Source organism: Mesorhizobium sp. M8A.F.Ca.ET.057.01.1.1, from assembly GCF_003952565.1.
In the GTDB taxonomy this organism is placed as follows: Bacteria; Pseudomonadota; Alphaproteobacteria; order Rhizobiales; family Rhizobiaceae; genus Mesorhizobium.
This window is the reverse complement of record NZ_CP034454.1, coordinates 5343489-5367972: the sequence shown is the minus strand read 5'-3', so window position 1 is coordinate 5367972 and position 24484 is coordinate 5343489. Positions and strand designations below refer to the sequence as shown.

Sequence of the window (24484 nt, the reverse complement as noted above, 5' to 3'; positions counted from 1 at the left end):
CATGATCGAGATGGGCGTAGACCCGGCTCTGCTCCAACTTTCGCTTCAATACGACAGCAACGACATACGCTACCTCTCCATGAGTGAGATGGCGAAGTACAAGGTTGTTACCGTCCCCCCGACTCGGGGCAGCCAACCGTGGCAAGTGCGGCACCATCTCCGATGCCACCGCCGCCGATCTCGGCCCCAACGCCGCCGCCTTCTGCCAATCCCTCGCTGGTGATTCCCGAAGCTCATTCCGGCCGGGTAGGGCACCCTAGGGGCTCTGCGCCCCTCAAGGCATTACCGGAGGGAAAGTCCACGAATGTCGCTGTGCTGCGGAATGGGAGCCCAGTGGCGGTCTTGGGCAGTAGCGGCCGCTGGTACCGAGTCCAGGCCGGCAACCAGATCGGCTACATGCACGACACCTGGGTCCACGTTGATCAGTACGATGGCGGGCCATTTGGACGGCGGCACATCCAGGTCAAGAGCTTCAGCAACTACGCAGAGGCGGAGGCTTATGTCCGAACCTCCTCCATACCACTCTCCGCCTACCTTGCTACCAATGGGTGGTATGCGATCACCCTCGCCAACACCTTCGATGAGCCCATGGCAAAGAGCTTGGTCAGCGAGATGAAGGCAAGAGGCGCAATTCCCGATGACGCCTACGCAACATTCGGTAACACTTACGTTCGCAAGGTGTGCTGCCAATAGCGACCGCCAAGGGAACGGCACTATGAGCTTTTTGAAAACAAATTCTTTGAATGCTGCGGTCTTTCTATTCGCTGTGACCTGTCTCCCATTAGCGTCGTGGGCAAATCTGCAAGGCGAGCAACGTGTTGAAGAACCGGAATGTAAGCCAATGACTGCGGCCAACGACGCGCTTGCCAAATTGTCTGCCTTTCAGGCCACATGGGATACCTCGTATTCCCTCTATGGGCGGCGCGAAAAGGTGCATGGAGAATACTTCATCGACAACGGCCTGGAATACGGGCGGAAAGCGCCTTACAGGCCTTGGACAGTTAAGCCATCTAAGTTGGTGAACCCCCAGCATTTAGATTGTCATCAGTTGCGGGAGGAGATGCTGGATGGTTCGAAAACCGTCGTGATCTCCTATATCAAGTACAATCCCGGGTATGATCCGCGACGATATAGGTGCACCGGTTGGATCGAGATTCCTAGTTATAGAAATAAGAAAATGGAATGTGTGGGTTTAACTACAGCGGGGTATGACGACCCGGTGTTGGATTTGAAATTGCAGATGCATTGGTTTTACCGGACCGACATCAAGGCGCCGACGGTTTCAAACAAATGAGGGTGACAAAAATTTCTACTAGTCTTTTGAGGTATCATCTTTCCAGATCACCCGCCGCACCATACGGACGCCCAAAGCCGCCTCCCACGTATTTTTGATGCCCTGCCTCGCGCTGGGGAACAGTATGTCCACATCGAACTCCCGCCGCGTGCATCGCTCGCACCGCATCTGCCGCTCCACATCCCAGAACGGAATGTCCCCTGCTGGGCTCCGGCTCAAGGCACAGTATTCTAGCGCTTGAACGTCTGTAGCACTCAATGTAACCCTTCAGCGGGCGGTCCTGATCAATGAACTGGGTCCGCACGGTGGCGTCCTTTCGGCTACACCGCTTGCATTTGAAGTGGATGATTTCCAGCGGTTTGTTCCATCCCACCACCTTGGCCACATCGTTGGCCCGGAAGCGGCCCACATGATAACAGTGGCCACACTCCACGATGAGCAACATGTTTGCCTTTGCGGCTCGCCCAACGCTGTCCATCGGCCCGGCCATAGGTCACTTCCGAGTCGAGTAGTCCTCGGGTAGCGGAAGAAGCCCTAGATGTCCTACCCGGCAGTCCGGTTCCTTCTCCGCGACTGTGGCGAGCACCTCGTGCAACTTATCGACAAGCCCACCAGGGAATAGACGCGTTGGCCCTAAAAAGCCCTTTGTTTTCAATGCTGAGGTGCCGCCTTTGAGGGACTTCAATCCTCTCTCGCAGCACCAGATTTCCCGAAATCAAAACCACTGTTGCGCTGACACCACAGGTCTGTCCATCAGCAATCTGGACAGTCCGATGGCATCTGCCGTTGGCGCGTTCAGCCGGAAGACAACGTGGCTCACCCAACAGCGGCCTTCGGCAATCTCCAGTCGAAACGCCGCATGACACGATTCGTTAACCAAGATGCTGTTCTTCGACATGACGTGTTGTGGAATGGCTGGCCCCCGCCTGGTCAAGCCTGGCTTGTCTGCTGGTCAAGCAGCGCCGGGAAAGGTGCTGAAAAGAAGGCTCCGCATCCGGCGAGGACGTCAAATCGCCCGAAACAGGAACGATGTGCAAGGCATGAACGTGATTGAAAGCCAACAGAACGCGCCCGGCGGTTTCCGCTTCTGGACCCGGTTGCAGGCTTTCATGGCCGCTTTCCTTTGCATGTGCATCACCGATGCGTTCGCCGAAACGCGTGCCCTGCGCATTCAGCATCTCCATACGGGCGAGAAGGCCGAGATCGTCTTCAAGCGCGACGGGCGTTACGATCAGGCGGGCCTGAAGAAGATCAATTTCATGCTGCGCGACTGGCGCCGTAACGAACCGACCAGGATGGATCCGCGCCTGCTCGACCTCGTGTGGCAGGCTTACCGCGCCAGCGGCTCCACAGCCTATATCCATGTGGTCAGCGCCTACCGCTCCCCGGCCACCAACGCCATGCTGCGCGGCCGCTCGAAAGGCGTGGCGCGGGAAGCCAGCACATGGTCGGCCGCGCGATGGACTTCTTCCTGCCGGATGTGCCGCTGAAGAAGTTGCGTGACATCGGCCTGAAGATGCAGGGCGGCGGCGTCGGCTATTACCCGACTTCCGGTTCGCCCTTCATCCACATGGACGTCGGCAATGTGCGGCATTGGCCGGGCATCAGCCGCCAGGAACTGGCCAGGGTCTTCCCGAACGGCAATACGCTGCATGTGCCAAGCGACGGCAAACCGCTGCCCGGCTACGAGCAGGCGTTTGCCGCCTACAAATCGCGCAAGGCCACCGGTACGCCCAACATCGAACTGGCAAGCGCCGACGGCGGCCAACGCAGGCCGGCGCGTGGCTTGCTGGCGTCGCTGTTGGGCGGGCGCGGCACGGACGAAGCCGACGATGCAGCGGAAGTGGCGCCTGCGCCACGCAAGCCGGCCAAGCCGGTTGAGCCCAAGACGGCCGGTGACTCCAAGACGGTCGTTGAACCCAAGCTGGCCGGACAGGGCATCGCTATCGTGGCGCCGGAGGCGGCCCAGCGGGCGGAAATTCAGATGATTTCCCCCGAAGAAACGCCCGCGAGGACGCCTGAAGCGATCGTCATGGCGATGGCGGCCGGCGCGGTGCCGGTACCCGCTTTCGCACCGCGCACCGAGCTCGCTGCCAGCATTCCAACCCCGCAAACCGTGCCGCCCGGCGTAGCCAGCGCATCTCCGGCGCGGGCTGAACCGGCGGCCGCCGGCGCCGAAATTGCCTCGGGCAAGGCTGGTCCCGCTTCCGCGATTGCCGGTCCGGACATGGTGGCGCTCAACATCCCTGTCCCGACATGGCGGCCCGAAGGCCAGACGGGGCCCGCGCGACAGCCGGAGGCGGCCAAACCCGCCGATGCAATCGGCGCGTTGCTGGCCATGCATCACGCCGATGACGGTCTCGATCCGCTGGCTGGCCAGCCGATTGCAGTCGCTGCGTCGAGACCCGAAGAACGTGTCAGGACAAGCCCCAAGGCCGACCGTGTCCAGCCACGTCTCGACCCCAAGGCCACCGCCGTGACTGTGCCCGCGGCATTGACCGGCCGTCCGCGTGAAACCGGTCGCGGCAGCGAAGGTGCCGGCTCGATGGCGGCGCCCATCGTTGCCGCCAATTTCATCCGCACGGCGCCGGAGCAGGTTTATCTCGATGGATTCCAGCCGCGAGGAAAGACGTCCGATCACCGGCGCTTCACCGGCTCCGCGGTGAAATTCCTGCCCGTCGCCAGCTTCAGATAGGTCGACCGCGCGAGTCTGTAAGATATTTTCCAAAGTCCTGCGCTCCAGCAGGTTTCGTTGGTAAGAAGGGGCCGTTTCCTGCTATGGCGCCGGGATTCCGGGGCAGCCGTCTGCCTCCATGGAGCGCCAGATGACTGTACTCACACGCCGCGCACTTCTCAAAACGGCGGCGGTTGTCGGCGCGAGCGGTGTCGGGCTTGCTGCGGTCGGCAGGATTGGCGGCTGGGCCGCGGCCACGCCCGAGCCGGTTGTGCTGCGGACCGCAAAAATCCAGGCCAGGCTTATGGATGTCGGCCCGACCAGGGATGTGCTGACTTATGGCAACGCCGGAATGCCGCCGGTGCTGAGGATGAAGAAGGGCGAGCCCTTCGCCGCCCGTCTGATAAACGCCATCGACGATCCGACGACCATCCACTGGCACGGCATTCGCCTGCCGAACAAGATGGATGGCGTGCCCTTCCTAGTGCAGCCCTATGTCTACACAGGCGATCATTTCGACTATGCCTTCACGCCGCCCGACGCTGGCACATTCTGGTATCACCCTCATTGCAACACGCTGGAGCAGATGGGGCATGGCCTGACCGGCGTGATCGTGGTCGAAAACCCGAACGATCCGAAATTCGATGCCGAAGTGGTCCTCAATCTGCGCGACTGGCGCCTTGGCGACGATGGCCAGTTCATCGACCAGTTCCGGCCGCGCGACGCGGCAAGAACCGGCACCTATGGCACGGTGCGCACCGCGAACTGGCTCGATCAGCCGCAATATGACGCGCCGGCCGGTGGGCTGGTGCGGCTACGGGTGGCGATCACCGACGTGACCCGGATCTATGCTTTCCGCGTCGACGGCGCCGAGGCCGATGTCATCGCGCTGGACGGCAATGCGGTGCCGCTGCGCTTTTCGCCCGATGCCCTGCTGATCGGACCCGGCCAACGCATGGAACTCGCCATCCGCATGCCCGACGAAGAGGGCGCGATCGTCAGCTTGCGAGATGTCAGGGGCACCAAGCCCAAGGTGCTCGCGACGTTGCGCGCGACGGGCAGTTCGCTGAAGCGGGATGTTCGCGATCTCGCGCCTCTGGAGGCCAATCCGGTGGCGCAGGTCGATCTCACCACCGCCCAGCATATCTCGCTCACGCTCAGCGCCACCGCCGAGAACGTCCCGAGCGACGGCATATGCGGCTCGCTCGGCTACAGCTTCTGGGCGATCAACAAAGTGCCGTGGCCGGGCGATACATCCGATCCAACCGCGCCGCTGGCCGAACTGAAGCTCGGCAAGAGTTACATCATCGACATGGAGAACCTGACGCCGCAATCGCATCCGATGCATCTGCATGGCATGAGCTTCAAGGTGCTGTCGTCGTCGACGCGCCCGGTTCAGCCGCTGATTTCGGACACGTACCTCATCCAGCCCAATGAGAAGGTGAGCCTTGGCTTCATCGCCGACAATCCCGGCGACTGGCTGCTGCACTGCCACATCATCGAGCACCAGAAATCAGGCATGACGAGCTACGTCAGGGTGGTTTGAAGCCAGGCCATCGAAGGCCGCGTTGTCCGCGACCTACTTGCGCAACTGCGCCTCGATCTCGTCGAGTACCTTGTCCTTGCCGATGCCGGTGAGGAAGGCGAGGCCCTTGATGACCGGCTTGGTCACCGAAGCCGAGATCGGCGTGGTGGCGACGATGAAGTCGACACTGTCGGCCAGCCCCGGGACTTCGGTCGCCTTGGCCTGCTGCGCGTTGAAGGTAAGACCGCGCTTCTTCATCGCTTCGGTGACGGCGACGTTGACCGCCGTCGAGGTGGCGATCCCGGTACCGCAGGCAAAGAGAATGGTTTTTTGTTTGGACATTTGCTGCTCCTCCTTGGGTATCAGCCGAGCACGGCACGCACGTCGTCGAGGTTCCTGGCCGACCTCAAGGCGTCCAATGCATCTGGATTCTGGTGGTCTCCATGACGGATTGCAGCGCTTCAATCTGCTTGTCCCTGTCATTGATGGCAAGCAGGAAGACGAAGCCGACCGGCAGCTTCTCGTCGGGGTCTTCCATGTTGGCGAAGGTCACCGGCTGCTTGAGCGTGCCCATTGCGATGCCGGGCTTCAGCACATGCTCTGGATCGGTATGCGGCACCGCTACATTGTCGGGGCGCTCCAGCGGCAATCCCGTCGGGATGGTCATTTCGCGGCGCACGACCGCGTCGGCATAGGAGCTTTTGACATAGCCAAGCGCCTCGAGCCGCCCGGCGAGGATGCGGATGATCTCCTCATTGGTCGAGGCATCGGATCCGAGCACGATCGCCTCGGGATCAAGAAGCTGCATGAGGCCGTTGGACATGTCTTGCTCCGTCGATGAATCGTGCGCCCGGGAAGGGCGCACGATCGTTTCAGATTGAAGCCGCCAAGGCTCAGGCGGTGCCTTCGGCCGGCTCGTCCTCGGCGCCTGCTGCCCGCTCCCAGCCTAACGTATTGCGCCGGTAGAGCACGAACAGCGCGGCGATGACCACCGCGATGATGATGATGCTGATAAGGCCAAGCCCCTGGATTGCCTCGATGATCACATAGGGCACCCACAGGAAGCCGTCGACCACCGAGGTGATCTGCAGCGCATCCGCCGGCAGCTTGAAGCCCGACGCGACCGCAGCACTGGTAAACAGCGGCGCCAGCGCATTGGCGACATAGAAGCCGATCGCCAAGGTCCCCGTGCCGATCACCACCATTCGGAACACATTGCCTTTGACCAGCGGCGCGGTCATGGCGACGATGAACGGGATGACCGCCAGGTCGGCGAACAGGATGACGCGGTTGCCCGGCAGGATCACCGACAGGATGATCGCGATCGGAACCAGGATCAGCGACGACGAGATCGCGGCGGGATGGCCGATCAGGATCGCAGAATCGAGGCCGACCAGAAGCTCACGGTCGCCGGTGCGCTTGCGCACGAATTCCTGCGCCGCGTCGGAAACCGGAAGCAGGCCTTCCATCAGGATCTTCACCATGCGCGGCAGGAGCAGCATCACCGCAGCCAGCGTCATGCCGGTGCCCAGCACCTTGGCCAGGACCACACTGAGATCGCCCGCATTGTAGAAGGCGATGGCGCCGAGCACGAGGCCGATGATGAGGCCGAGCACGACCGGTTCACCGAACACGCCGAAGCGGCGCTCGATGGTTTCGGTGTTGATGTTGATGCGGTTGATGCCGGGAATACGGTCCATGATCCAGTTCAGGATGATGGCGATCGGCAGGATCTGCGCCGAGGCGAGATGCGGCACCGAAATGCCGGGAACGCCGTAGAACTGCTGCACCGCGCGCGCCGACCAGTCGGCGAAAAGCAGCGAAAGCGCCGCGACGAGCGCCGCGATCGCAATGCCGTAGGCCAGATTGTCGGTGGCGGCGACGACAAGCGAGCCGACGAAGGCGAAGTGCCAGAAATTCCAGACGTCGACATTGAGCGTGCGCGTCATGCGCGTCAGCAACAGCACGATGTTGACCAGGATGCCGACCGGGATGACCCAAAGCCCGACCGATGAGCCGAAGGCGATCGCCGCCGCCGAGGGCCAGCCGACATCGATGATGTCGCGATGGATGCCGGTGTTGGTGACGATGGCCTTGGCCACGTCGCCGATCGACGTGAACATCAGGCCAAGCACAAGGTTGATACCGATGAAGGCGACGCCGATGGTGACGGCGGCGCGAAACGCCTTGCTGACCTTGGCGCCTAAAACTACGGCAATGATGAAAATGACGATCGGCAGCAGGATTGTCGCGCCGAGCGTGTCGATGGCCCCCTTGAGGCCAGCGAGTAGAGTATCCATTCTTCCTCCCCTGGAGCCACGGGCTCTGCCCGAAGGTGCTCCGTTACTCGTCCACGCCTTTGCCGCGCCTTGGCGCAAAGGCCTCCCCAAATCTAACGAGAGGCGGAATGCTCATCCGAGCGGTGTTTCGGAGTGAACATTTGCCTTTGTTAGAAAACGAATGTTTTATTGGGGCTGTTCACGACAATGTCAATTGGCAACCCTTTGGGCCAATAATTTGCGGCGAATGCGCCCTTTTCCGGCGATTCCATTGGAAATCGCCGGTCGCGAGCGGTTTCGTTGGCACAACGGAGCCGTCCCTGCTAATCCGGCCTCGAATCAAGAAGCTGTGGACATCCCTGCATGACCAATGTCGCCTTGACGGGACTTGCCCGCGATCTCGCCAGACGCGCCGCCGAGGGCCGCCCTGTGCGCATCGGCGTCATCGGCTCTGGCGAAATGGGCACGGACCTCGTCACGCAAGGCATGCTGATGCCGGGTATTGCGGTCTGCGCCGTTTCGACCCGGCGTCCACACACCGCGCGCGATGCCATCCGCATCGCCTATGGCGATGAGGCGATGGCGGTTGAAGCCGACACCGGATCGAAAGTCACTGCGGCGATCGAGGCGGGAAAAATAGCCATCACCTCGAACGAGATGCTGGTCACCAATCCACTGATCGACGTCGTTATCGACGCCACGGGAAAGCCCGGCGTAGCCGCCGATTTCGACCTGATGGCGATGGAGTATGGCAAGCATCTGGTGATGATGAATGTCGAGGCCGACGTCACCATCGGCTGCTATCTCAAGCAGCAGGCCGACCGGCTTGGCGTCGTCTATTCGGTCGGCGCTGGCGACGAGCCGTCGAGCTGCATGGAACTGATCGAATTTGCGTCGGCCCTCGGCCTGACCATCGTCTCGGCCGGCAAGGGCAAGAACAACCCGCTCAACCATGATGCTGTGCCCGACGACTATCGCGAGGAAGCGATCCGCCGCAACATGAACCCGCGCATGTTGGTCGAGTTCGTCGACGGCTCCAAGACCATGGTCGAGATGTGCGCCATCGCCAACGCCACCGGGCTGGTGCCCGACGTGCCCGGCATGCATGGTCCCAGAGCCGACCGCGACGACCTCGTCAAGGTGCTGATCCCGCGCGAGGACGGTGGCCTCCTGCTGAAAAAGGGCGTCGTCGACTACACCATCGGCAAGGGTGTGGCGCCTGGCGTCTTCGTCATCGTCGAGGCGACGCATCCGCGCATCATCGAGCGCATGGACGACCTGCATATCGGCCACGGCCCTTATTACAGCCTGTTCCGGCCCTACCATTTGACGTCGCTGGAAGTGCCACTCACCGCCGCCCGCATCGTGCTGTTCGGCAAACCGGACATGGTGCCGCTGCCGCGGCCGGTTGCCGAGGTCTGCGCCGTTGCCAAGCGCGATCTCGCCGTCGGCGAGACCTTCGATGCGATCGGCGAAACGTGCTATCGCTCCTGGACGATGACCGTCGGCGAAGCGCGCGCCCAGCGCGCCGTCCCGGTCGGCCTGCTCGAGGGCGGCAAGGTGTTGAAGCCGGTCAGGAAAGGCGAGTTGTTCACCACCGAAAATGCAGCGCCCGACCGGACGACCAGGCTTTTCGCCTTGCGCCGTCTACAGGATGAGATGCTGTACGGAAAATAGGTCGCGGTGGCGTCGTCATGACAAATGCATTACATTGTAGTGGCAAATGTCGCTGAGGATCGACCAATGAACCTCCAGATCAGGGACCCGCGTGCACGTGAACTGGCACAGCGCCTCGCCGCCAAACGCAAGATTTCGATGACCGAAGCGGTTATCGAAGCGCTTGAGTCTGAATTGAAACGGGAAAGTGGGCACATTCCCCTGGCGAAGCGGCTGGCTGCAATCGCCGATGAACTTAAAGCCAAGGCCGGTCAAGGCGGCCGACCTGTGAGCAAGGATGAAATCGACGACATGTGGGGACATCCCTGATGTTCGTCGACACCTCCGTGATCGTCGCAATTCTTTCGGGAGAAGCGGATGCCGGCGAGTGGAGCAATCGGATCGCGGCCGCACCACGCAAGATTACGTCGGCGCTGGTGGTGCTCGAAGCGTCGATGCGGCTTTCTACGATGTTTGCTATCGAGCCGGCGGTCGCGGAAATGGCGATAGAGGCGCTTCTGCAGGAGGCTGAAATCGAAGTTGTGTCGATCGACGCCGGTGATGCCAAGCTCGCGATCCAGGCGTTTTCAGACTACGGAAAGGGGCGTGGGCATCCCGCGCAGCTCAATCTTGCCGATTGCCTGTCCTACGCGTGCGCAAAGAGCCACGGGTCGGCGTTGCTCTACAAAGGCAACGACTTTTCGCACACCGATCTCGCCTAGCGGGACGTTCCGCTTATTTCCCCAGTTCGATCGACCTTTGCCGCGCCGCTTCCACCGCGTCTGTGAGCAGCTTGGTCAGCCGGTCCTCGCCCATCAGCACGCCTAACGCGGCCGCCGTCGTGCCGTTGGGGCTGGTCACCTGCTGGCGCAGCACACCCGGGTCCTCACGGCTTTCGGCGGCGAGCGACGCGGCGCCGTAGACAGTCTGCATGGCAAGCAGCTTGGCGGTCACCCCCGGCAAGCCGGCCTTCTCGGCGGCCACGGTCAGCGCTTCTATGAAATGGAAGATGTAGGCCGGACCCGATCCGGACACGGCGGTCACCGCATCCATCAGGCTCTCGTCATCGATGGTGGCCACTTCGCCGCTGGCCGAAAGCAGGTCGGCGACGAAACGCCTGGCGTCGTCGGAAACCAGGGGATTGGAAAACACCACCATCATGCCCTTGCCGATGGCAGCCGGCGTGTTGGGCATGCAGCGCACGATCGGCGCGCGGTTGCCGAGGATTTGCTCGAAGGTGGCGGACGGCGTTCCTGCGGCAATGCTGACGAAAGTGGTGCGGCCGTCGCCGAAGCGCTTGTAGGCTGCGGTGACGTCACGGATCACCTGCGGCTTCACCGCGATGACGACGAGTTCAGGCACGGCATCCACTGGGATGGCTTCGGCTTCCGCCGCGGTGCCGCAGCCGAGTGCGGCGGCCCGATTGCGCAGGTCCGCGTTGGGCTCGACCACGAAAACCGCCGACGGTGCAAGTTTGCCGGACTTCAGCCAGCCGGAGAGCATGGCGTAACCCATATTGCCGCAGCCGGCGAGAACAAGCCTGATCGTCATCGAGAGCTCTCCGAGGAAAGGCCATGACATAGACGCTCGCGGATCGGTGGGGAAGCCCTCTCAGGACCGCTGGACGGGCGTGCGCACCGCGATCGGCCGCAGCGACACTTGCCTGAGGCCGAGCACGCCGAGCACGAAGAACAGCCAGACCGGATCGCCGCGATGGAAGAAGAAGCTCTCGAGGAAGGCGTTGAGCGCGGTGAACAGCACCACCATCATGAAGAAGTCGCCGAGAAAGATGTTTTCCTTGCGCTGCGGAATGCGCATGTAGTCGCGCAGCGGTGCGATGAGGAAAGTGTAGACCGCCACGCAAAGGGCGGGGATGCCCATCAGCACGGCAATGTCGAGATAGCCGTCATGTCCGTGCACGATGGTTCTGATGTCCCAGGGGCGATCGAAGGGCTGGTCCTGGTTGAACAGCAGCGGCGTGCCCCAGAAACTCTCGTAGCCGTAGCCGGTCCACGGCTTCTTCGCCAGCATCGAGCCGGCGAACTCCCACAGCGTGGTGCGGCCGGTGTAGGTCATGTCGGGAAAATAGATCGCCGCCAGATGTTTGATCGGCGGCAGGAAGACGATGCCCAGCGTGCCAACCGCCGTGGCGATGATCGCCAGCGCAAACAGGATCGGCGTGCCGAGCCGCATGCCCATCAGGCTCGGAAACATCACGATCAGGATCGAGAATGGCACAAGCCCGTCTGTGGTCTTGGAGCCAGTGTGCAGCATGAAGATCATCGCCGCGCAGAAGATGCCAGCGCCCCACCAGCGCTGACCGCGCCGATAGAGATAAAGGCCGGCGAAACTGAAGCAGGCCATGATGGGTCCGGCGATGTTCTTGTGGGTGAACACGCCGCGCCACAGGCCGGCATGTTCGGGCTCCTGCGAGTCGGCGGTGTGCATTGCCTCGTGCGGAAAGGCGATGAGGCCGAGATAGGATAGGCCCATCACCACGACGGCGGTGAAGATGATGACCCTGGCGAAAGCCTCGGCGTCACGAGGCAGCGCCAGGATCGTTGCCATCGTCAGGATGCCGATCATGGTGAAGGACGCCGCGCGAATGGCCGAGGGCGGATCGGTTGCCAGCACCACCGACAGGAAGAAGAAGCCCAGCATCAGCATCCAGGACGGGCTGAGCAGCGAGCGCACGACGCGCGGATCGGCGAAGGCCATCAGCGCGAAGATCGAAACCGCGCCGAGCGAACCGAAGCCGAGCTGATTGACGATGTCGCCACCTTCGCCGGTGAGTTCGGCGCCGGCCGGCTGGAACGGGCGGAAGGACACCATGATGACGGTGAACAGCAGCGCCGCGATCGCGGTCGCGACGCCGTCGCGCGTGAACGCGGCGCTGAGCGGGGCGCGCTCAGTTTTTCTCAGGCTGGCGGTATTGCTCATTGGCGTATCCGAATTCGGCCAGCACGCGGCCGAGCGCCACATGGACGGGATAGATGGCGATCGCCGGCGATCCCGTGCGCGCCAGCCGCATCATGCCGCGAAGCGGCGAGGCGGCAAGGAGCGCCAGGCTCTTGGCGAACACCTTGGCACCGGCGAAGGGCGTGCCGGCGCGCTTCTTCTTTTCCACCAGCGTCGAGATGACACCGTTGCGCAGGCTGCGGGCACGGATCCAGTCGGTCTCGACGCGCCGGGCCGGAACGGTCTCCCGCACCTTGGCTTCGGCGCACCAGCCTAGCACGAAGCCCCTTTGCGCCGACCGGCTGAGAAAGTCGGCGTCGCCGCCGCCCATGAAATTGAACTTCAGGTCTAGGAAGGGCGGCCCCATCGCTGTCAGCACGTTACGCCCGATCAGAAGATTGCCGGACGAATAGAGTGCGGGCACCCGTCCCGTCTCCCGGTAGGGAGGCGCGAAGACAGGATGCTCGGCCCATGTCGCGTGGGCAGGATCGGCAAAGACGGGCACCTGCGGGCCGCCAACGATATCGGCGCCGAGCGTTTCGGCCACGCGGCACATCCGCTCCAGCCATTGCGGATCGGCGATCTCGTCATCGTCGATGACCAGCAGATGCCTGAAGTTGGGGAAATGCAGGATCGCCGTCTGCCAGCCGGCATTATAGGCGCTGCAATTGCCGCGCTCATGCGCGATGATGACCATGCCCGGTATCTCGCCGCGCTCGAACAGCGGCAGCGCGGCCTTGGCACCGTCACGCGCCTCGGCCTCGTTCTCGATGACGATGACGGCAAAGCGCCTGCCGGTTTGCTGCTGGCGCAGCGACGCCAGCGTCTCCAGCACCTGTTCGGGCCGCTTGAAGGTCGGCAAGGTGACGATCGCTTCGACAGCCTCCGCGTCGAGCCGGGGAGACCGTCCCGCGATCGATACCGAACCGTCCGATGGCAAAGGGATCATCCGTATCCAGCCGCGCCTTGAGTCGCGTTCTGGTAGCACCACGATGATAAGGTTTCGTTAATCACCTTGTACGGAGTGGCCCGCCAGGCATGGGCTTTGGGGCGTTGATCGTGCTCGTTTAATCAAGGCTTCACCGCGCTTTGCTACCGGCTACACCACAGGATAGTGAGATGCATCTGCTGTTCGCCACATCGATCGTGCCCGACGGTGCTCTCGCCTCGGGCTACGAGATCGCCAATGCCGCGATCATCGCCGCCTTGCGGCGCGCCGGCGCGCGCGTGACGGTCATCGGCTTCACTTGGCCCGGGAAAACCGCGATAGATCCCGAAAATACGGTGGTGCTTGGTGCGATCGACGTGCGCACCGAAAGTGCTTCGCCGCTGCGAAAACTCGCCTGGGTCGGCAAGGCGATATTTTCGGGCCTCACCTTCGCGTCGGTCAAGTTGCGTACGGTGTCCGACCACGATGTTCAGGCCGCTATCGAACGAGCCGGTCCATTTGATGGCTATGTCCTGAATTCCGTGCAGTTCGCCGGCGCTTTCGAAAAGCTCTTCGAAGACCGGCCTTCGATCTTCGTCGCCCACAATGTCGAGCATCTCTCGGCCCGCGAGAATGCCGGTGCGGCCGGCGGCATTTTCCAACGCCTGCTGTTCCGTCGCGAGGCAAGGCTGCTAAAGCTCGTCGAAGAGCGCCTCTGCCGCGGCGCGCGCTTCGTCTTCACGCTGGCCGAGGAGGATCGCCTGGCGCTCGGCGTCGCCTCGGATGACCGCTCCGCGGTGCTGCCGCTGGTAACCGGCGACACGGCGCCCGTCCGGAAAGGCCGGCGCCCGATCGACTGCGACGCGGCGCTGATCGGCACCTGGACCTGGCAACCAAACCGCATCGGGCTCGACTGGTTCCTGGGCAAGGTGGTGCCGCATCTGCGGCCTGGTTTCCGCATCCGCATCGCGGGCCACAAGCCTTCCGGCGTCACCTCGACGCATCCGGGGGTCCAATTTGTCGGCCGCGTTCCGGATGCCCGGGCTTTCGTCCTTGGCGCGGCCGTCATTCCGCTGATCAGCACCGCGGGCAGCGGCGTACAGTTGAAGACCATCGAGACATTCGAGCTTGGCCTGCCCTCGGTCGCCACCAGCCGTTCGCTGCGCGGCATCGACCATCGCCCCGCCAATTGCGTGGTCACCGACGATCCGGCCGGCTTCGCCCAAGCCCTGGAGGCTGCCGCGGCCGATATCAACGATGTCGATGGCAGCACCTTCCATCGCCAGCAGGTCAAGGCGCTCGACGCCGCGATTCGTGTCGGTCTCGAAAAAATCGGCGCCGTCCGGCAGGAGGTGTTTGCATGAACATGCACGCCGCCCGCGCCGCGTTCGGGCTCGACAGTCTGAAAATGATCCTCGGCATCCCGGTGCTCGCCATCCGCTGGAACGATGCGATCACCCTGCTCAACGGCCTGCTTGCCGAGAAGCGCTTCACCAAGGTCAGCTTCCTCAACGCTCACAATGCCAACATCGCCTATACCGACCCGGTCTTCGCCGAGGCGCTCGACGATTTCCTCATCCTGCCGGATGGCATCGGCGTCGATCTCGCCGCGAAGCTTCTCTACGGCGCGGCATTCCCCGACAATCTCAACGGCACCGATTTCGTGCCCGCCTTCCTGCAGGCTTCCAAGCGGCCGCTGACCGTGGGGCTGCTCGGTGCGACGCGTGTCAACGCCGAGGCGGCGTCGCTGAAGCTGGCGGCGCTTGCCGTGCAGCACAGCTTCGTGGTCGTTCACGATGGCTATTTCTCCTCCGCACAGGAGCCGGAGATCATCGGCCGGATCGAAAAATTGCGCCCTGACATGCTGCTCGTCGCCATGGGGGTGCCGCGCCAGGAGCTGTGGATTGAACGCCACATCGACGAACGTCACTGCACGCTGCCGGTCGCGGTCGGCGCGCTGCTCGACTTCCTGAGCGGCTCGGTGCCGCGCGCCCCGCTATGGATGCGCCGCCTGAGGCTGGAGTGGCTGTTCCGGCTGGCGGTCGAGCCAGGCCGGCTCTGGCGCCGCTACGTGGTCGGCAACCCCCTGTTCCTGTGGCGGGTCGTCAAGCAGAAATGGTCTCGCGGCGCCGAGGCCGTCGCAGATGCTCCCGGAGAGTTTCGTTGAACAAGCGCTTCGTTCCAGACCCGCTGGCCGGCCCGGCCCTGTTGCCGAAGGCGCCGACGGCGGCGGTGGTGACGGCAAGCTACGCCCCGGATTTCGAGCGCTGCCGCCTGCTGTGCGAAACGCTTGACCGCCATGTCTCGGGCGCCGCGCACCACTACATTCTGGTCGAACATCGCGACCTCGCGCTTTTCCGTCAGTTGGCGACCAGCCGCCGCTCGATCGTCGATGAGCGGGATCTCCTGCCGCGCTGGCTGCGCGCCTTCGATGATCCGTTCAGCCTGTTTCGCCGGCGCGTCTGGCTCAGCATGAAGACCCAGCCGCTGCGCGGCTGGCACGTGCAGCAACTGCGCCGTATCGCCATATCGGCGCACGCCAGGGAAGACGTGCTGATCTTCTGCGATTCCGACGTCGCGTTCCTGAAGGCGTTCGATTGCGGTGTCTTCTGGCGCGCTGGCAGGGCGCGCCTGTTCCGCCGCCACGGCGTGCTCGCCGATGACGGCCATGACGAGCATCGCGTGTGGTCGCGCAATGCCGGCGCCGCGCTCGGCATCGATCCGTCCCGGACATCGGCGCATGATTATATCTCGACGCTCATCGCCTGGCGCCGGGATACGGTGCTTGCCATGTGCGGCCAGATTGAGAAGGTGCATGGCCGCAACTGGGTCGAAGTGATCGGCCGGGCGCGCAAATTCTCCGAATGCATGATCTACGGCCGCTATGTCGATGATCTGCTGGACGGAGCCGGCCACTTCCACGGTTCGGAGGAATTCTGCCGTGTCCACTGGACAGGCGAGGCGCTGTCGGACGACGAGTTCCGCCGCTTCGTCGCCAGCATGGCGCCGGAGCAGGTGGCGATCGGCATGCAGTCCTTCATCGGTACCGATATCGGCCGCATCCGACGCCTGATCGGGCTTGATCGCTGACTTGTCCTAGATTGCCTTCGCCGGTCGGCGCAGCGCCGAATAGGTCAGCAGCATCGACGCGAGATAGAGCAGCAGGAAGACGATGTTGAGCGACAGCACCAGATCAGACGTATCGGTAATGGTGGTCAGCACATAGGTCAGCAGCAGTGCCTTGAGGGCGGCGAGCAGGCCCAGATTGAGCGCCCGCACCAGCGTCTGGCCGCGCGCGAACAGAAGCTCGGCCTGGTATTCGACCAGATTGCGCAGTCCCGGCACGCAGATCGCGAGCGCCACCAGGGGCGCGGCCTCGGAGACATTCCTGCCGAGCGCGTTGGGGAAGAAATGCAGCACGATGCCAAGCGCCGCCAGCGCCAGGGTCGAGACCGCGAACACACCGCCCTCGATGCCGCTCTTGACCGCAAGGCGCGACAGCAGTTCCGGCGCGCGCATCATGCGCTGCACGAGCATCATCGAGAAGGTGCGGATGGGGATTGCCGTCAGGTCGACCAGGCGCATGATGATGGCATAGATGCCGGCCAGATGCGGACCGCCGATCGCCAGCACCAGCAGCTTGTCGAACTCCATCTGCAGGTAGAACAGCACCTCCGCGCCGGCCACATAGATCGAATCGGCGAGCCGCCGCAGATAGAGCTCGACGCGCAGCCGCAGCCTCTGGCGAGGATAAAACCATCCAAACGCGAGCAGCAGCGAGGCGGCGTTGGCGCCGATGTAGAACCACGACCACACCCAGATGCTGTGCTGTGCCGAGAGCATGAACAACACCGCGCCAAGCGCGCGCAGCGCGGTGGCCAGGATCGCCAGTATGGCGGCACGGCCGAATTTGCCCAGCCCGTTGTTGACGATCAGCGCCACTTCCACCGGCCGCCACAGCAGCGCCTCGGCGAAGACGATCGCCGTGAATACCGACAGCGGCACGGTGCCGGCAAAGAAGATCAGGTAGACGCCGAACGAGGCGGCGGCCAAAAGCGGCAGCGAGGCGGCGCCGAGCACCAGGAAGCCGGCAGTGAAGGTGCCGATCAGATTGGGCCGGATGGTAGCGGTGCGATAGAGCGCCGAAATGAACCCGAAGGCCAGGATTCGCGACAGCATGACACCAGCCGCCGAAGCGGTGGCGAACATACCGAATTCGGCGATCGAGAGCGTGTTGGCGAGCGCTATGAAATAGGCGAGTGAAAACACCAGTCGCCCGCCGGCGCCGCTGATCGCCGAAAAATAGTCGCGCACCAGCCCCCGTCGTTCGGCCATGAAGGTGCCGATCCGCGCGAAGGTCCGCCTTTGCGGTATGTCGCTCGCCTCAGTCATAGGTCAAGGAAATGCATAGGTTGGAAAGTTTAACGTGCCGTTCTGAAGCTTTCAGGCTCGTTGAAATTCTTGCAACCCTGACGTGAATTACCGACATCCTCTTCCGGAAATTAACCTTTTGTTTCCTATGCCTGTTTAGCGTGGCTTAACGAATGGCCGACCGCCGCTCCCAAGCGGCCAAGAGTAAAGCTCCACGACAATGGTCGACAGGGAAAACCGTGAGGACTGGAAGCGCGAGCGCTCCTTGCTGGCGCTTGGCGAGGCCGTACGTGGCGAGGACGATGCTTCGCTGGTGTCGATAGGAGATCGCGCGGATCCTTCATGGCGCGAGGATGCCGCCACGCGCCATCGCCTGGCCCGTTCCCGGCGCGAGACCAAGGCGAGCCCGCCGCCGCTTGCCGCCGGTGACGCCGCGCCGTTCCCTCCTGACGGGGAGCAGCCGCTTGAGGCCGACGACGCCTGGCGTTCCCGCGCGGAGACCGGCGCCGGCGATTTGCCACCCGACATGCCGCGCGCAAGGCCGGCGCCGGAAGAACCTTCAGGGACGGGTCGCGCTCGTGATGCAATCGGATCTCGCGCCACGGACGGAGCCGATACGTCCTCCGACGGCGGTGCGGACGATCAGCAATGGAAGCCACTGATCGATCCGATGCTGGTCATTCGGGGCGTCGCCAGGTCGAAGCTGCTGATCATCGCGACCACGATACTAGGCGCCGGGCTCGGCATTGCCATTGCCCTGTCGATGCCGAAGAAATACGAAGCCACGACCGAACTGATCATCGAGCCGGGCGACCTGAAGCTTTCCGACCGCGATCTCACCCAACCGGTAGGCCAGCCCGATGCCGCGTTGGCCGTCGTCGAAACCCGGATCAAGATGCTCACCTCGGGCACCGTTCTCGATCAGGTCGTCAAGAATCTCAATCTCGTCAACGATCCGGAGTTCAACGGCCAGGGTTCCGGCGGCCTCGGCGTCATGTCGCTTATCCGCTCGATTGTGTCACGCCACGATGGGCCCGGCGGTGTCGATGAGGTTCGCCGCCAGGCGCTGGCCGTTGGCAATCTGGCCAAGAGCCTGTCGGTCGAACGCACCGGCAAGACTTTTGTGATCTCCGTCAGCGCTGTAACCCAGAACGGCGAGAAGTCGGCGCTCATCGCCAATACGACGAGGACCGTCTTTCAGCAGGAGGCCGCCAAATACCAGTCCGACATGGCCGGACGCGCGACGAACGAATTGACGTCCAAGCTCGACGATCTGCGCAAGGGGGTCGAGGCGGCCGAGCGCAAGGTCGAGGATTTCAGGGCCACGCATGGTCTCGTCGACGCGCAAGGCCATCTGATCAGCGACGATCAGATGCTGAAGCTCAACGAGCAGCTCTCCGTCGCCCGCGCCCGCACGCTGGAACTCAATGCCCGGGCGGCGTCGGCGCGTTCGCTGGACGTCAACTCCGTTCTGACCGGAACGTTGCCGGAAGAAATCAACTCCAACACCATGAGCGATCTGCGCTCGCAATATGCGACGCTGAAGCAGGAGGCCGATCGCGCCGCGGTTCGGCTTGGGCCGCGCCATCCCGAGCTCCAGGCTCTCGACGCCCAGATTGCCGGCGCGCGCGAGCGCATTGCCAATGAATTGCGCCGCATCGCCTCTTCGCTGCAGGTCGATCTGAAGCGCGCGGTCCAACTCGAACAGGACCTCGCGTCTCGGCTGGCTCAGGCCAAGGTCCAAAGCGGCGACGTCAACAGCGACCTGGTTGCCCTGCGGGAACTGGAGCGTGAGGCCACCGCCAAGCGTTCCGTCTACGAGCAATATCTTCTGCGCGCCAAGGAGACGGGTGAACAGACGGGCATCAACACGACCAACATCAACGTGATCACCTCCGCACAAGCCCCACTTGAGCCAAATGGACCCTCGCGGGCCTTGGTGGCATTGGCCGGGCTGCTGCTTGGCTTTGCCGCGGGTGTTGGTCTCGGCGCCTTGCGCGGGACCTATGACAGCCTGCGCGAGACGGCAAGCTCGCGCTCACGCCGCGAGCGCAAGCCGAACGAGCGCAAGCCGAACGAGCGCAAGCCGAACGAGCGCAAGCTGGACGAACGCAAGCTGGATGAACAGAGGGCGCCTCTTGAGGCGCAGGCATTCCGGGCGGAGCCCCCGCCCGCTCCGCCAATGCCGACGGTGCCTGTATCGCCGCCTCCCGCGCCACCGCCGCAGCCCGCCACGAGGACCGAAGCCGCTCCCGCCGAAGGCTCCGGGAGGATCGGCGCACTCATGTCGAGACTGCGCAAGGCCATGTCCCGCAAACCCTCGGCCGAAGCTGACGACAACATCTCCAGCGAGTTCGCCCTACCCGCCTTTGCCGACAACGGCCGGCCGGCCAGCGCTCCGATATTCCCTGGCTATCCGGAGCCCGGTTTCGGGCCTCGGCAGGCGGCCGGCCTTGATTATTCGCAGTCACCTTTCCAGCCAGGCGCCGAGGCCGGGTATGGGCGTCAGATAGCGTCGCCCTCGCGCTCGCCCCTGATGCCGCAACAGGCAATTTATCCGGCTCCGCCACTGCCGTCCTCTCCCTATGCGCGGCCGATGGGCTATCCGCCGGCGCAGCCCCGGTCACAAGCGGGTTATCCCTATACCCAACCCACCGCGGGACCCTATGCGGCGCAAATGTCGTACCCGCCGCCCGCTCCCACGCAACCACCGGCCCATCCAGCCGCGCATGCGAGGCCGATCCCGGTCGAGGAAAGTGGCGAACAATCATCGGTGGAAGAGATTCGCGCCAGCCTGCGTGAATTCCGCGAAGCGGTCCGCGAGCTCACGGAAAACCGCACCCGTCGCCGCTACTTCTGAGCCACCGGATAGGGTGTGGAGGCCGAACAAAACCGTGCCGGTTTCACGTAAACGGCATGGAACGGCGCTTTGACGGGATTGCGAACTTGAATTTTCGTGACAATGCCGCGCTGCAGATTGCCTGCGCCGTTGCATTGTATTTTCCAAAGGCAGCGTTGAGCGGAACGATATTGAGGGTGGTCCATGGCCGAAGTGATTGACGGAAAGAGCGTTGCCGAAGACGTGGTGCGATCGGTCAAGGCGCTGACCGCCGAGTTGGTCGCCAAGGGCAAGGCCAAGCCGGGTCTCGCCGTGGTCATCGTCGGCGAGGATCCGGCCAGCCAGGTCTATGTCGCTTCCAAATCCCGCACCGCCAAGGAATGCGGCTTTCATTCGCTCCAACACACGCTGCCGGCCGAGACGTCCGAGGCGGCACTGCTCGAGCTCATCGCCGAGCTCAACGCCGACCCGGCCATCAACGGCATCCTGGTCCAGCTGCCGCTTCCCGCCCATGTCGATGCCGGCAAGATCATCCAGGCCATTGCGCCGCAAAAGGATGTCGACGGGTTCCATTTCATCAATGTCGGCAAGCTCGGCACCGGCGAACTGGACACCGCCTTCGTTCCCTGCACGCCCGCCGGCTCGATGCTCCTGATCGAGCGCGTGCGCGGCAAGGACCTGTCCGGCCTCACCGCCGTCGTCGTCGGCCGCTCCAACATCGTCGGCAAGCCGATGGCCAATCTGCTGCTTGCCGCCAACTGCACCGTCACCATCGCTCACAGCCGCACCAAGGACCTGCCGGCGCTTGCCCGCACGGCCGACATCCTTGTCGCTGCGGTCGGCCGGCCGGAAATGATCAGGGGTGATTGGGTCAAGCCCGGCGCCACCGTCATCGATGTCGGCATCAACCGCATTCCCGCCCCCGAGAAGGGCGAGGGCAAGTCGCGTCTCGTCGGCGATGTCGCCTATGCCGAAGCGGCCAAGGCGGCGGGCGCGATTACCCCGGTCCCCGGCGGTGTCGGTCCGATGACCATTGCCATGCTGATGGCCAATACGTTAGCTTCGGCCTACCTTGCGGCCGGATTGAAGCGGCCTTCCTTCTGAGCCCGGGTTGACCCTGAAAGCCGCAGCTTTGCCGAATCCCACTATTTCCCCGGAACGGCCGGTCACGGATGATCCCGTTCAAGGTGGCCGGCAGTTCGCCTTCCTGCTGGTCGACAAGTTTTCCATGTTCTCGCTGGCGGCCGCGATCGACACGTTCCGGTCGGCGAACCGCCTGCTTGGACGCGACTTCTATGGTTGGACGACGGTCTCCGCCGATGGCGACCCGGTGATGGCCTCCAACGGCCTGCCGCTCAAGATCGACTACGCCGTCGCCGACCTGCCGCCGGTGGATATTCTTTTCGTTTCGGTCGGCCTGACGACGGAATTTCCGGGCAAGAGCAAGGTTCTGGCGGCCTTGCGAAGCTGGGGCCGGCGCGGCAACGCGCTTGGTGCCTTGTCGGTCGGATCCTACCTGCTGGCCGAGGCCGGCCAACTCGAAGGCTATCGCTGCACCATCCATTGGGAAAACCGCGCCGGCTTTGTCGAGCGCTTTCCCGATATCAACTGCACGGGCAATGTCTTCGAGATCGACCGCAAACGCTACACCTGCGCCGGCGGCACCACCTCTATCGACCTAATGCTGGAGATCGTGCGTGGCGATTTCGGCTCCAACCTTGCCAATGGCGTCGCCAACCAGTTCCAGCACGAGCGCATCCGCTCCGCCGGAGACCGCCAGCGCGTCGGGCCGGAGCGTGACCTGACGGGCAAGTCGGAGAAGCTCAGGCGCATCGTCGAACTGATGGCCGACCATCTCGACGAACCGCTGTCGGCGGTACAGCTCGCCAAGTCGGCGGGCCTTTCGGTGCGCCAGGTGGAGCGGCTGTTCCTGCGCCATCTCAACGTCACGCCCGGGCGCTATTATATGCGACTGCGGCTGGAGCGGGCGCGTGAATTGCTGCGTCAGACCAATATGCCGATCCTCGACGTGGCGATCGCGACCGGCTTCACCTCGCATTCCTATTTTGCCCAGAGCTATCGGCTGCAATTTGGCCGGCCGCCCTCGGAAGAGCGCCGCACGACATACTGAGTGATTTGCCTGGTCGGGTATGCCGGCGCCATGCCTGCGGGCTTGTGTCCCGACGCCACGTCAAATAGCTTTCACGTGCCGACGAGGGGGCTAACTCAGGAGATTTCGATGGCGGGATTTGCACGGAGCGTCGCTGCGGCGATTCTCCTTTTGTCGATGACGACATTCGGCTTTGCCGCCAACAAGGTCATCATCATCCTCGACGCGTCGGGATCGATGTGGGCGCAGATCGATGGCAAGCCCAAGCTTGAAACTGCCCGTGAATCGCTAAGGACCGTGCTTCAATCGGTTCCCGCTGACGACGAGATCGGCTTTATGGCCTATGGCCATCGCGAGAAGGGCAGCTGCGACGACATCCAGCTCATCGTGCCGCCTCAGGCTGGCTCGGCAAGCGCCATCGCGGCAGCCGCCGACAGTATGAAATTCCTCGGCAAGACGCCGCTGACGGCAGCCGTCAAGCAGGCCGCCGAAGCGCTGAAATACACCGAGGACAAGGCGACGGTCGTCCTCATCACCGATGGGCTCGAAACCTGCGGCGGCGACCCCTGTGCGCTTGGCAAGGAACTCGAAGCCTCCGGCGTCGATTTCACCGCCGACGTCGTCGGCTTCGGCCTGACCGCCGACGAAGGCAAGCAGATCGCCTGCCTCGCCGACAACACTGGCGGCAAATACATCCAGGCTTCCGATGAGAAGGCGCTGCAGGAGGCGCTGGTCGAGACCGTCTCGGCGCCAGCACCGGCGCCCGAGCCGGCACCGGCCCCCGCTCCGGCGCCAGCGCCGGAGCCGGCCAAGCCCGAGTTCAATTTCATGCCGACCGTGGTGCTGGCCGAGGGCGGCGATCCGGTCACCGACGGCAATGCCTGGGAAGTTTACAAGGCCAAATCGGACGGCACGCGCGGCGACAACATCACCACCGAATACGGCGAGTACAAAGCCAATCTGGAACCCGGCGACTACGTCATCGTCGCGCGCGACGGCGAGGCCAAGGTGGAGCAGAAGATCAAGATCGAGGCAGGCCAGGTCTACAAGCCGCTGTTCACCTTGAATGCCGGCACGCTCGTCCTGCATCCGCGTCCCAGCCAAGGCGCCGATGTGGCCAGTGGGGCGGCCGTCGTGATCGCCTATCCGGGGGCCGACAACCCCCCGACCTATTATGGAGACACGAAAGCCGTGTTGCCGGCCGGCGACCAGAAAGTGACCGTCACGATCGGACAGGGCGCGGTCACCGAAACGATCCCGCTCGCCGCCGGCAGGGTGATAGACAAGGACATCATCGTCGGCGTCGGCCATGTCGTTGCCAACGCCTATTATGCGGCCGGCGGCGACAAGGCCGATGGTTCAGGCGTCGGCTTCAAGGTGCTCAAGGCCAAGAAGAAGATCGATGGCACCCGCGACGAGGTCACATATGCCTATGGCCCCGACAGCAAGTTCGACCTGCCGCCCGACGACTATGTGTTGATCGCGACGGTTGACCTCGCCGTCGTGGAACAGCCTTTCAGCGTCAAGGTCGGCGAGTACCAGGATCTCAAGGTCGCCATGAATGCCGGCGTGCTGGCAATCACGGCGCCCGGCACCTCCAAGATCGAGATTTTCGGGACCAAGAAGGACATCAATGGCAATCGCAAGTCGATCGGCTACGCCTATGACGAGAAGTATCAGGCGGCGATAGCGGCGGGCGATTACGCGGTGGTCTCGGAGAAGTCGGACAACAGCAAGAAGGAAGGCACCGTGACCGTGAAGGCTGGAGAGCGGGTGGAACTGACGGTGCAATAAGGATTGCGATTTCGACCGGAAAAAAGGGCGGCCGCGAGCCGCCCTTTTTCATGCGC

19 protein-coding genes and 2 pseudogenes are annotated in these 24484 nt (G+C 63.3%); 14 read left to right on the top strand and 7 right to left on the bottom strand.

All coding sequences use genetic code 11. From position 1 onward, the window contains the following. Positions 1-342 precede the first annotated feature (342 nt). The 4 genes and pseudogenes from EJ077_RS32420 to EJ077_RS25540 all read left to right on the top strand — a co-directional run bounded on the left by EJ077_RS32420 (position 343) and on the right by EJ077_RS25540 (position 5514). Complete coding sequence (locus tag EJ077_RS32420) at positions 343-693, top strand: hypothetical protein (RefSeq protein ID WP_245458553.1); 351 nt, start codon at positions 343-345, stop codon at positions 691-693. A 22-nt stretch (positions 694-715) separates the two neighbouring features. Further along, positions 716-1294, top strand: a complete 579-nt coding sequence (locus tag EJ077_RS25550) for a hypothetical protein (protein ID WP_208697279.1) — start codon at positions 716-718, stop codon at positions 1292-1294. A gap of 1040 nt (positions 1295-2334) precedes the next feature. Further along, positions 2335-3989, top strand: a pseudogene (locus EJ077_RS25545) (DUF882 domain-containing protein). Positions 3990-4119: 130 nt separating this feature from the next. After that, entirely contained in the window at positions 4120-5514 is a 1395-nt protein-coding gene (locus EJ077_RS25540; protein ID WP_208697277.1) for a multicopper oxidase family protein, read from the top strand. A 33-nt stretch (positions 5515-5547) separates the two neighbouring features. Here the strand turns inward: EJ077_RS25540 and EJ077_RS25535 are convergent, their stop codons facing one another. From EJ077_RS25535 to EJ077_RS25525, 3 genes and pseudogenes are all read right to left on the bottom strand, one after another. Then, positions 5548-5835, bottom strand: a complete 288-nt coding sequence (locus EJ077_RS25535; protein ID WP_127278918.1) for a PTS sugar transporter subunit IIB — start codon at positions 5833-5835, stop codon at positions 5548-5550. A gap of 20 nt (positions 5836-5855) precedes the next feature. Next, a pseudogene (locus EJ077_RS25530) lies at positions 5856-6316 on the bottom strand (PTS sugar transporter subunit IIA). Between the two features lie 70 nt (positions 6317-6386). Continuing rightward, complete coding sequence (locus tag EJ077_RS25525) at positions 6387-7793, bottom strand: PTS galactitol transporter subunit IIC (RefSeq protein ID WP_208697275.1); 1407 nt, start codon at positions 7791-7793, stop codon at positions 6387-6389. A gap of 342 nt (positions 7794-8135) precedes the next feature. Here EJ077_RS25525 and EJ077_RS25520 point away from each other — a divergent pair, with 342 nt between their 5' ends. The 3 genes from EJ077_RS25520 (at position 8136) to EJ077_RS25510 (ending at position 10150) form a co-directional block, all read left to right on the top strand. Continuing rightward, positions 8136-9449, top strand: a complete 1314-nt coding sequence (locus EJ077_RS25520) for an NAD(P)H-dependent oxidoreductase (protein ID WP_208697273.1) — start codon at positions 8136-8138, stop codon at positions 9447-9449. A 66-nt stretch (positions 9450-9515) separates the two neighbouring features. Beyond that, a complete protein-coding gene (locus tag EJ077_RS25515) occupies positions 9516-9758 on the top strand; it encodes a type II toxin-antitoxin system VapB family antitoxin (protein ID WP_208697271.1) in 243 nt (80 codons plus the stop codon). Beyond that, on the top strand, positions 9758-10150 hold the full coding sequence (locus tag EJ077_RS25510; protein WP_208697268.1) for a type II toxin-antitoxin system VapC family toxin: 393 nt from the start codon (positions 9758-9760) through the stop codon (positions 10148-10150). Before EJ077_RS25515 ends, EJ077_RS25510 begins: the two co-directional genes overlap by 1 nt. Positions 10151-10163: 13 nt before the next feature. On the opposite strand, the gene proC is transcribed toward EJ077_RS25510, so the two are convergent. The 3 genes from proC to EJ077_RS25495 are packed head-to-tail and all read right to left on the bottom strand — an operon-like array spanning position 10164 to position 13335. After that, positions 10164-10979, bottom strand: coding sequence for a pyrroline-5-carboxylate reductase (proC, locus tag EJ077_RS25505; RefSeq protein WP_208697266.1), 816 nt, complete (start codon positions 10977-10979; stop codon positions 10164-10166). Positions 10980-11039: 60 nt separating this feature from the next. Beyond that, on the bottom strand, positions 11040-12368 hold the full coding sequence (locus tag EJ077_RS25500; protein ID WP_208697263.1) for an O-antigen ligase family protein: 1329 nt from the start codon (positions 12366-12368) through the stop codon (positions 11040-11042). Then, positions 12337-13335 (bottom strand): glycosyltransferase family 2 protein, encoded by a 999-nt coding sequence (locus EJ077_RS25495; protein WP_208697261.1) that lies wholly within the window; start codon positions 13333-13335, stop codon positions 12337-12339. Before EJ077_RS25495 ends, EJ077_RS25500 begins: the two co-directional genes overlap by 32 nt. Before the next feature lie 170 nt (positions 13336-13505). Between EJ077_RS25495 and EJ077_RS25490 the strand changes: the two genes are divergently transcribed. Genes EJ077_RS25490 through EJ077_RS25480 form a run of 3 tightly spaced genes read left to right on the top strand, consistent with a single transcriptional unit; the run spans position 13506 to position 16404 of the window. Next, positions 13506-14678: a glycosyltransferase family 4 protein gene (locus EJ077_RS25490; RefSeq protein ID WP_208697260.1), complete on the top strand. Its 1173-nt coding sequence runs from the start codon at positions 13506-13508 to the stop codon at positions 14676-14678. Beyond that, positions 14675-15481, top strand: coding sequence for a WecB/TagA/CpsF family glycosyltransferase (locus EJ077_RS25485; protein WP_208697258.1), 807 nt, complete (start codon positions 14675-14677; stop codon positions 15479-15481). The genes EJ077_RS25490 and EJ077_RS25485 overlap by 4 nt, the downstream gene beginning before the upstream one ends. Then, positions 15478-16404, top strand: a complete 927-nt coding sequence (locus tag EJ077_RS25480; protein ID WP_208697256.1) for a DUF6492 family protein — start codon at positions 15478-15480, stop codon at positions 16402-16404. Before EJ077_RS25485 ends, EJ077_RS25480 begins: the two co-directional genes overlap by 4 nt. A gap of 6 nt (positions 16405-16410) precedes the next feature. Here EJ077_RS25480 and EJ077_RS25475 read toward each other — a convergent pair whose 3' ends face one another. Continuing rightward, entirely contained in the window at positions 16411-17706 is a 1296-nt protein-coding gene (locus EJ077_RS25475) for a lipopolysaccharide biosynthesis protein (RefSeq protein WP_208697254.1), read from the bottom strand. A gap of 199 nt (positions 17707-17905) precedes the next feature. Between EJ077_RS25475 and EJ077_RS25470 the strand changes: the two genes are divergently transcribed. The 4 genes from EJ077_RS25470 (at position 17906) to EJ077_RS25455 (ending at position 24428) form a co-directional block, all read left to right on the top strand. After that, entirely contained in the window at positions 17906-20545 is a 2640-nt protein-coding gene (locus EJ077_RS25470) for a GumC family protein (RefSeq protein WP_208697252.1), read from the top strand. A gap of 183 nt (positions 20546-20728) precedes the next feature. Further along, positions 20729-21628 carry a bifunctional methylenetetrahydrofolate dehydrogenase/methenyltetrahydrofolate cyclohydrolase FolD gene (gene folD / locus EJ077_RS25465; RefSeq protein ID WP_135930399.1) on the top strand — a complete coding sequence of 300 codons (900 nt, stop codon included), beginning with the start codon at positions 20729-20731 and terminating at the stop codon, positions 21626-21628. A gap of 28 nt (positions 21629-21656) precedes the next feature. After that, positions 21657-22655, top strand: a complete 999-nt coding sequence (locus EJ077_RS25460) for a GlxA family transcriptional regulator (protein WP_245458552.1) — start codon at positions 21657-21659, stop codon at positions 22653-22655. A 108-nt stretch (positions 22656-22763) separates the two neighbouring features. Next, positions 22764-24428 carry a vWA domain-containing protein gene (locus tag EJ077_RS25455; RefSeq protein ID WP_208697248.1) on the top strand — a complete coding sequence of 555 codons (1665 nt, stop codon included), beginning with the start codon at positions 22764-22766 and terminating at the stop codon, positions 24426-24428. Positions 24429-24484: the final 56 nt, after the last annotated feature.

Bases quoted from the DNA above. Each gene is read 5' to 3' on its own strand.
- EJ077_RS25550 (WP_208697279.1), top strand. From the start codon at position 716: ATGAGCTTTTTGAAAACAAATTCTTTGAATGCTGCGGTCTTTCTATTC.
- EJ077_RS25540 (WP_208697277.1), top strand. From the start codon at position 4,120: ATGACTGTACTCACACGCCGCGCACTTCTCAAAACGGCGGCGGTTGTC.
- EJ077_RS25535 (WP_127278918.1), bottom strand. From the start codon at position 5,835: ATGTCCAAACAAAAAACCATTCTCTTTGCCTGCGGTACCGGGATCGCC.
- EJ077_RS25525 (WP_208697275.1), bottom strand. From the start codon at position 7,793: ATGGATACTCTACTCGCTGGCCTCAAGGGGGCCATCGACACGCTCGGC.
- EJ077_RS25520 (WP_208697273.1), top strand. From the start codon at position 8,136: ATGACCAATGTCGCCTTGACGGGACTTGCCCGCGATCTCGCCAGACGC.
- EJ077_RS25515 (WP_208697271.1), top strand. From the start codon at position 9,516: ATGAACCTCCAGATCAGGGACCCGCGTGCACGTGAACTGGCACAGCGC.
- EJ077_RS25510 (WP_208697268.1), top strand. From the start codon at position 9,758: ATGTTCGTCGACACCTCCGTGATCGTCGCAATTCTTTCGGGAGAAGCG.
- proC (WP_208697266.1), bottom strand. From the start codon at position 10,979: ATGACGATCAGGCTTGTTCTCGCCGGCTGCGGCAATATGGGTTACGCC.
- EJ077_RS25500 (WP_208697263.1), bottom strand. From the start codon at position 12,368: ATGAGCAATACCGCCAGCCTGAGAAAAACTGAGCGCGCCCCGCTCAGC.
- EJ077_RS25495 (WP_208697261.1), bottom strand. From the start codon at position 13,335: ATGATCCCTTTGCCATCGGACGGTTCGGTATCGATCGCGGGACGGTCT.
- EJ077_RS25490 (WP_208697260.1), top strand. From the start codon at position 13,506: ATGCATCTGCTGTTCGCCACATCGATCGTGCCCGACGGTGCTCTCGCC.
- EJ077_RS25485 (WP_208697258.1), top strand. From the start codon at position 14,675: ATGAACATGCACGCCGCCCGCGCCGCGTTCGGGCTCGACAGTCTGAAA.
- EJ077_RS25475 (WP_208697254.1), bottom strand. From the start codon at position 17,706: ATGACTGAGGCGAGCGACATACCGCAAAGGCGGACCTTCGCGCGGATC.
- EJ077_RS25470 (WP_208697252.1), top strand. From the start codon at position 17,906: ATGGTCGACAGGGAAAACCGTGAGGACTGGAAGCGCGAGCGCTCCTTG.
- folD (WP_135930399.1), top strand. From the start codon at position 20,729: ATGGCCGAAGTGATTGACGGAAAGAGCGTTGCCGAAGACGTGGTGCGA.
- EJ077_RS25455 (WP_208697248.1), top strand. From the start codon at position 22,764: ATGGCGGGATTTGCACGGAGCGTCGCTGCGGCGATTCTCCTTTTGTCG.